The sequence below is a fragment of the Mesorhizobium silamurunense genome, assembly GCF_014843825.1.
Classification (GTDB): Bacteria; Pseudomonadota; Alphaproteobacteria; order Rhizobiales; family Rhizobiaceae; genus Mesorhizobium; species Mesorhizobium silamurunense.
In genome coordinates this window covers 1-6633 of record NZ_JHQR01000391.1, presented here as the reverse complement: position 1 = coordinate 6633, position 6633 = coordinate 1, and the positions used below count along the sequence as shown (strand labels likewise).

The 6633-nt window shown below is 65.8% G+C and carries 8 protein-coding genes; 5 read left to right on the top strand and 3 right to left on the bottom strand.

Translation table 11 applies throughout. From position 1 onward, the window contains the following. The 5 genes from DH10_RS34440 to dhaL form a co-directional block, all read left to right on the top strand. Positions 1-314: nucleotide-binding domain containing protein (locus DH10_RS34440; protein ID WP_281423897.1), on the top strand; the 314-nt coding region annotated here is incomplete at its 5' end. Between the two features lie 64 nt (positions 315-378). Then, entirely contained in the window at positions 379-1137 is a 759-nt protein-coding gene (locus DH10_RS34435) for a triose-phosphate isomerase (protein ID WP_192255667.1), read from the top strand. A gap of 10 nt (positions 1138-1147) precedes the next feature. Beyond that, positions 1148-1603, top strand: a complete 456-nt coding sequence (gene derI / locus DH10_RS34430) for a D-erythrulose-4-phosphate isomerase (protein WP_192255617.1) — start codon at positions 1148-1150, stop codon at positions 1601-1603. A 213-nt stretch (positions 1604-1816) separates the two neighbouring features. Beyond that, positions 1817-2824: a dihydroxyacetone kinase subunit DhaK gene (locus DH10_RS34425; protein WP_192255619.1), complete on the top strand. Its 1008-nt coding sequence runs from the start codon at positions 1817-1819 to the stop codon at positions 2822-2824. A 5-nt stretch (positions 2825-2829) separates the two neighbouring features. Continuing rightward, complete coding sequence (dhaL, locus tag DH10_RS34420; RefSeq protein ID WP_192385864.1) at positions 2830-3438, top strand: dihydroxyacetone kinase subunit DhaL; 609 nt, start codon at positions 2830-2832, stop codon at positions 3436-3438. Positions 3439-3517: 79 nt separating this feature from the next. Here the strand turns inward: dhaL and DH10_RS34415 are convergent, their stop codons facing one another. The 3 genes from DH10_RS34415 to DH10_RS34405 form a co-directional block, all read right to left on the bottom strand. Further along, a complete protein-coding gene (locus DH10_RS34415; RefSeq protein WP_425515395.1) occupies positions 3518-4117 on the bottom strand; it encodes a TetR/AcrR family transcriptional regulator in 600 nt (199 codons plus the stop codon). 114 nt (positions 4118-4231) lie between these two features. Next, positions 4232-4756, bottom strand: a complete 525-nt coding sequence (locus tag DH10_RS34410) for an aminomethyltransferase family protein (protein WP_192255624.1) — start codon at positions 4754-4756, stop codon at positions 4232-4234. Continuing rightward, positions 4749-6633: glycine cleavage T C-terminal barrel domain-containing protein (locus DH10_RS34405; RefSeq protein ID WP_192385863.1), on the bottom strand; the 1885-nt coding region annotated here is incomplete at its 5' end. The genes DH10_RS34405 and DH10_RS34410, both read right to left, overlap by 8 nt.

Here is a 6633-nt window from a genome sequence, read left to right as displayed (position 1 = left end):
CCGAGATCGACCGCCAGGAGGGCGCCCGCCACAAGCTCGGCCGCGGCCTCGGCGAACTGCTGCGCGCATTGACCGTGGACCAGGAGTTGAAGCGCGTGATTATCGCCGGCGGCGATACGTCGAGCCACGCGCTCGGCCAGATGGGCGTCGACGCGCTGACGGTCAGGATGCCGCTGCCGGCGTCGCCCGGCTCGCCGCTGTGCGTCGCCCATTCGAGCATCGCCGCAATCGACGGGCTGGAGGTGGCGCTGAAGGGCGGGCAGGTCGGTACCGATCGCTATTTCTCGACCATCCGTGACGGTCTCGGCGGTTGATAGCGCCATGCCGCACTCACCCGCATTCGGCTCGCTGTGGCCAGGGGACTGACCAATGACACAGATGCCTCAAGTCTGGATCGGCACAAGCTGGAAAATGAACAAGGCGCTCGCGGAGGCGCACGCCTTCGCCAGCGGCCTGCTTGCCGACCCGGAAGGCGACCCGCGTGTCCAGCGCTTCGTCATCCCGCCCTTTACGGCGGCGCGTGAGGTCAAGGCGATGCTGAAGGATACGTCCGTCAAGGTCGGAGCCCAGAACATGCATTGGGCCGACGAAGGCGCATGGACCGGCGAGATTTCGCCGGTGATGCTGAAGGATTGCAATCTGGACATCGTCGAGCTCGGCCATTCCGAACGCCGCGAGCATTTCGGCGAAACCGACGAGACCGTGGGCCTCAAGACCGAGGCCGCCATACGCCACGGCTTGACTCCTTTGATCTGCATCGGCGAGACGCTGGCCGAGCGCGAGGCCGGCCTCGCCCACGATGTCCTCGACAGGCAGGTGCGCGGCGCGCTGTCCAAACTCAGCGCCCCGCAGAAGCGGGCGCCGATCCTGCTTGCCTACGAGCCGGTCTGGGCAATCGGCGTCAACGGCATTCCGGCGACCTCGGACTACGCCGACGCGCGCCAGGCGGAGATCATCGCTGCCGCACAGGACGTGCTCGGCCGCCGCGTCCCTTGCCTCTATGGCGGTTCGGTCAACCAGGACAATTGCGCCGAACTCATCGCATGCCCGCATATCGACGGGTTGTTCATCGGACGCGCCGCCTGGCAGGTCGAGGGCTACCTCGACATCCTGTCCAGATGCGCCGCCAAACTATGAGGAGACGATCATGAAGCTCGCGGTTGCAGGGGACAGCGCCGGCGAAGGCCTGGCCAGGGTTCTGGCCGATCATTTGAAGGACAGGCACGAAGTGTCGGAAGTGTCGCACACCGAAACCGGCCCCGACCCGTTCTACGCCAATCTGTCCGACCGGGTCGCGAGCGACCTGCTGGCCGGCAAATATGACCGCGCCATTCTGATCTGCGGCACGGGGATCGGCGTCTGCATCTCGGCCAACAAGGTGCCGGGCATCCGCGCGGCGCTCACCCACGACACTTACTCGGCCGAGCGCGCCGCGCTGTCGAACAATGCCCAAATCATCACCATGGGAGCGCGGGTGATCGGGCCTGAACTGGCGAAGTCGATCGCCGATGCCTTCCTCAAGGAGACGTTCGATCCGAAAGGGCGATCGGCCGGCAACGTCGCCGCCATCGATCGGGTCGACGCCAAGTACAACGCTCGCTGACCGCGATACTTCCCGCTTCGCGAGCTTGGCTGGACCAGAAGAAGAACGTTTCCACGCCGCTGCGAAACGCTCTAAAAAGCGCGTCGCGATCCTTCGGATTCGCTCCATGCGCTTTAGCTTTTGATTTCACGCATGTCTTTGTCCCGAAACCGGTTCCCACTTTCGGAAGACATGCTTTAGTCTCATGGCCGAAGACGATGCAGGGAGACGCAAATGAGCCTGACGCAGAAGCTGATCAATGACGGCAATGCGGCGGTCGACGAAATGCTGGTCGGCATCATCGCCGCGCATCCCGAGCATCTCTGGCGTCCGGACAACGCGCCGCGTGCCGTCGTCGCCAAACATGGCCCGCGGACCGGCAAGGTGGCGCTGATAATCGGCGGCGGCTCCGGCCATGAGCCGACCTTCCTCGGCTATGTCGGCAAGGGCCTGGCGGATGCCGCAGCGATCGGCAACGTCTTCGCCTCGCCGCCGCCGCAGCCCGCGGTCGACGCGGCAATGGCCGCGAGCGGCGGTGCCGGCGTCCTGTTCATGTATGGCAACTATGCCGGCGATGTGATGAATTTCGACATGGCCGCCGAGCTTTTGGAGATGGAAGGCATAGAGGCGCGCACGGTGCTGACCACCGACGACATCGCGTCGGCGCCACGCGACCAACGGCAAAAGCGCCGCGGCGTGGCCGGCAACGTGTTCATCTTCAAGGCCGCTGGAGCGGCCGCCGACATGATGATGCCGCTGGACGAGGTGGAGCGGATCGCCCGTCACGCCAACGACCGCACCTTCACCATGGGCGTGGCGCTCTCGTCCTGTTCCCTGCCGCAGACGCGGCGGCCAAGCTTCGACCTCCCCGTTGGCGAGATGGAGATCGGCATGGGCATCCATGGCGAGCCCGGCGTGCGGCGCGGACCATTGCGTTCGGCCAACGATGTCGCCGACGAAATCATGGACGCGATCCTGGCGGAAATGAAGGCGCCGGCCGGCGATCGTGTCGCGGTGCTGGTCAACTCGCTCGGCGCGACGCCGCTAATGGAACTCTACATCCTGAACGCCCGGATCGCGGAACGCCTGAAGGCTGCCGGGCTGGTCGTCCACAAGACGCTTGTCGGCCCCTACTGCACGTCGCTCGACATGGCCGGCGCCTCGATTACCGTCATGCATCTCGATGACGAATTGCAGCGCATGATCGACCATCCCTGCGACTGCGCCATGTTCCGGAGCTGAGCGAGATGGAGTTTACGACCGGGGATTTGAAAACCCTTTTCGGCGCCTTCTCCGCGCGAATGGCGACGGAGCGCGACAGGCTCTGCGCGCTTGACGGTGTGATCGGCGACGCCGATCACGGCATCGCCATGGAGCAAGGCATGAGGGCCGCGGCCGATGCAGCCCAAGCCGCCGAGGGCACGCTGCAGGATGTGTTCAATGCCGCCGCCAAAGGCTTTCTCAACGCGGTCGGCGCCTCCTCCGGACCACTCTATGCGACCGCGCTTCTGCGCGCCGGCAAGGCCGCGGGTCCGCGCGGATCGATGCCGAGCGGCGAGTTGCGGACCGTCATTGCGGCGATGCGCGACGGCATCGTCCAGCGTGGCAAGGCGGAACCCGGCCAGAAGACAATGCTCGATGCCTGGGCTCCCGCCGCGGACGCGGCAATCAATGGCCAGAACGCCGATGCCATAGCCGCCGCTGCCCGCCAGGGCGCGGAGGCGACACGCGATATGATCGCGACCGTCGGCCGCGCCGCGCGTCTCGGCGAACGCTCGCTGGGCCATCCGGACCCAGGCTCGGTTTCGGCCGCAATGCTGGTCGAAGAAATCTGCAATGCGATGAAGACTGCTTAGGCCGTCTGCCGGCCGGGTCCTCAACCAAGGAAGGCGGCGGCGCGTGGCGTTCCCCAGGGTCGTGTCAGTCCGGTTCCGCTCAATTGCGGGTTCGCAGCCGTACCTTTTCGGCGAAGGCCTCCACCTCGCCCTCGCGAGGTTCCTTGCCGGTGTGCGTGAGCAGGTAGGCCGGCGTCAGGAAAAGACGGTCGCTTACCGGCTCGACGATCTCGAGCGAGTAGTAGCCGATCTGCGTGAAGTACAGCACGCGCGCCCGCACGAAGGCTTCCGTGTCCGCGTAACCGTGCCGCGAAAACATCGCCCGGATGGCGTCGACCCGCGCATCGTCCTCCTCGGTCACGATACGATGGACCTTGGCGGACTGGCGCGACCAGGCGCGCACGGCGAAATCCAAGCGCGGATTGAACAGCGATTCATCCAGCCAGCACTCGAAGACATTGAGCACGGCCTGCGTTATCGACGCGGCGGGCCGGCCCGCCTGCTCGACGATGAAACGGGTGTTGTTGTTGCGCCAATAGTCCAGAAGCTGATCCAGCAGATCCTGGCGGCTCTTGAAATACCAGTAGAAGCTCGAGCGGGAGACGTTCAGCTTCTGCCCGAGCGCGAGCACGCGCACCGCCTCAACCCCCTCGGAGATCAGCGTCTCCAGCGCGAGCTTCATCCAGTCCTCGCGCGTCACCTTGGTGTTGCCGATCAGACCGGACCGTCGCACGACGTCTTCAACACTGGAATCGGAGAGCATAGCGAGCCAGACAAAATTTAACCGCGGCTAGATAGACCTGAAACCGAACCGCTACAATGCTGGCGATTGTTCGAGCCATTCCCACAGATAAGGCGCGAGGCCCCGGTCGACGTGGAGACGCGCACGATCGGCGTTACCGAACCGGTAGAAAAGGACATTGACGCCGGCGAAAAGGATCGAGGCCGAGCGACTTGCCGGCCTCGGATCGAGCGCTGTGCCCCGCGCGATCAGATTGTCCAATTTCGGTCCCTCGATCTCGAACACATGGAACCCCGCATCCATGACCGAGACCGCGAACCCGGCCTCATGCCAGCCGGCCGCAATCGGGAATGGCCGTTCGCCGACGGCAAGAATGCGATCACGCGCAATCCGGACCATGTATTTATCGCCGCTGGCAACCGCGCCGGCTCCGACGCCCTCACCCACGAGACTGGATGATTGCGCCCAGGCGGTCAGGTCGCCGCTGACCAGAAGCTGGTTCAGCCCGCCAACCGTCCGCACGGTCACACCATCCTTGTTCGGCGTCGCGATGGCGAAGTCGGGCACCGCCAGCCACTTTTCGGCAAGGTTACGCATGCAGGCGGCTCCCTTCCGGATCGAAGGCGCAGGGCGCGACTATGGTGGCCTGCCGCACAACGCCGAGATGCTGAACGTCGATCGTCTCGCCGTGCCGCGCGGCGCCCCGTTCGATGAGCGCCAGGGCAACCGGGCGCCCCAGGGTCGGGCTATGATAGCTGGAGGTGACGAAACCGACGCTTCGGAGGCGGCCCCCGCTTTTCTCGACGCCATGGGCGCCGGTCGCCAGCGGCGCCTCGCCGTCGCGGACCGTGAGGCCGACAAGCTGATCGCGATCGGACCTGTTCGCCGCCTCGGTGAAAAGCGAGCGCCGACCGACGTACTCACCGGTACGTTTGGTGCGCGGCCCCGCCACGCCCAGGTCGTGCGGCATGATGTTGCCGTCGGTGTCCTTGCCGATGACGATGTACCCCTTCTCCGCGCGCAAGATCATTAGCGATTCGAGGCCGAGCAGAACGGCATCGAACGCGCGGCCCTCCTGTCGCATCCGCTCCCATAGCGCCTCGGCCCGGTCGGCGCGGATGGAGATTTCGTAGCTTCGGTCGCCGGTGAAGGAGACCCGGGCTATGCGCACCTCGTCGCCGGCAAAGCGGCCGGTGGCGACGGCCATGTGCGGCAGGCTGGCATCGTCCAGCGCGGCACCCAGGTCGAGCGCCTCCACGAGCCCGCGCGCATTCGGACCCGAGACGGTCAAGGTGGCGTATTGCGCGGTGGCGTTGTGGATATAGACCGCGTCGCGACCGAAACGATCCTGCCGCCATTCTTCCAGCCGGACATGGACGGCGGCGACATGCGACGACGAGCAGGAGACGATGAAGCGGTGCTCGTCGAGACGTACCAGAACGCCGTCATCGAAGACGACGCCATTTTCCGACAGCATGAAGCCATAGCGGCAATGGCCAGGCTTCAAGGTCGACATGGTGTTGTAGTACATGAAGTCGACCAATTCGGCCGCGCGCGGGCCGATCACATCGATCTTGCCGAGCGTCGAGCCGTCGAAGAGCGCGACGGACTGCCGGGCGCGCCGCGCTTCCTCCTGGATCGCGGCCCCGGCTTCGCCGCTTCCATAGAAGGCTGGCCTCAGCCAGCCGCCATATTCCTGGAACACCCCGTTCGCTGCGCGATGGTTTGCCTCCAGCGGCAAGCGGCGGACCGGGGCGTGCATGCTTCCCCGGCGCGTTCCCGCCAGGCTTGCAAACGGCACAGGCGTGAATGGCGGCCGGTAAGTGGTGGTGCCGACCTCGGGGATGGCGCGGCCGGTAATTTCGGCCAGCAGCGCCAGGCCGTTCAGGTTCGACGTCTTACCCTGGTCCGTCGCCATGCCGAGCGTGGTGTAGCGCTTCAGGTGCTCGACGGAGACGAAATTCTCCCGCGCCGCAAGCTCGACGTCCTTGGCGGTGACATCGCTTTGGTAGTCGATCCAGACGCGGCCTTTGGCCTTGGGCTTCGGCCACAGGCTGACAACGCCCAGCGTTGCTTCCGCTCCTGTGTTGCGGGGCGCTGGCGAAGAAGAGGAACCGAACGCATCGAGGGCCGACACGCCGCTGGCCAAGGTCTCGGAAAGCGAGACCGTGCCGGCCATGGCGCCGGCCACGCCGATCCCGTCCACAGCCTCCCCCGGAGCGAAAGCCGCCAGTTGATCGCTCCAGGCGAGCTCGCCCTTCGCCTGCGAGAACAGGTGCACCGTGGGTGTCCAGCCGCCGGAGACGAGCACGCAGTCAGCCGCGAGCGCCGTGCCGTCATCGAGCAGGACACCCTGGACGGCATTGCGCCCGCGTGCCGCCGCAATCGTGCGCCCCGCCAGGACGCGAATACCTGTCTTCGCTTGCGCGCCGCCGTCGCGCCGGCAATCGACCACCGTCACCAAAGCGCCGGCC

What these genes read in the sequence shown, in the direction of transcription:
- derI (WP_192255617.1), top strand. Translation starts at nt 1,148, where the DNA reads ATGAAGCTCGCGGTTGCAGGGGACAGCGCCGGCGAAGGCCTGGCCAGG.
- dhaL (WP_192385864.1), top strand. Translation starts at nt 2,830, where the DNA reads ATGGAGTTTACGACCGGGGATTTGAAAACCCTTTTCGGCGCCTTCTCC.
- DH10_RS34410 (WP_192255624.1), bottom strand. Translation starts at nt 4,756, where the DNA reads ATGCGTAACCTTGCCGAAAAGTGGCTGGCGGTGCCCGACTTCGCCATC.
- DH10_RS34435 (WP_192255667.1), top strand. Translation starts at nt 379, where the DNA reads ATGCCTCAAGTCTGGATCGGCACAAGCTGGAAAATGAACAAGGCGCTC.
- DH10_RS34425 (WP_192255619.1), top strand. Translation starts at nt 1,817, where the DNA reads ATGAGCCTGACGCAGAAGCTGATCAATGACGGCAATGCGGCGGTCGAC.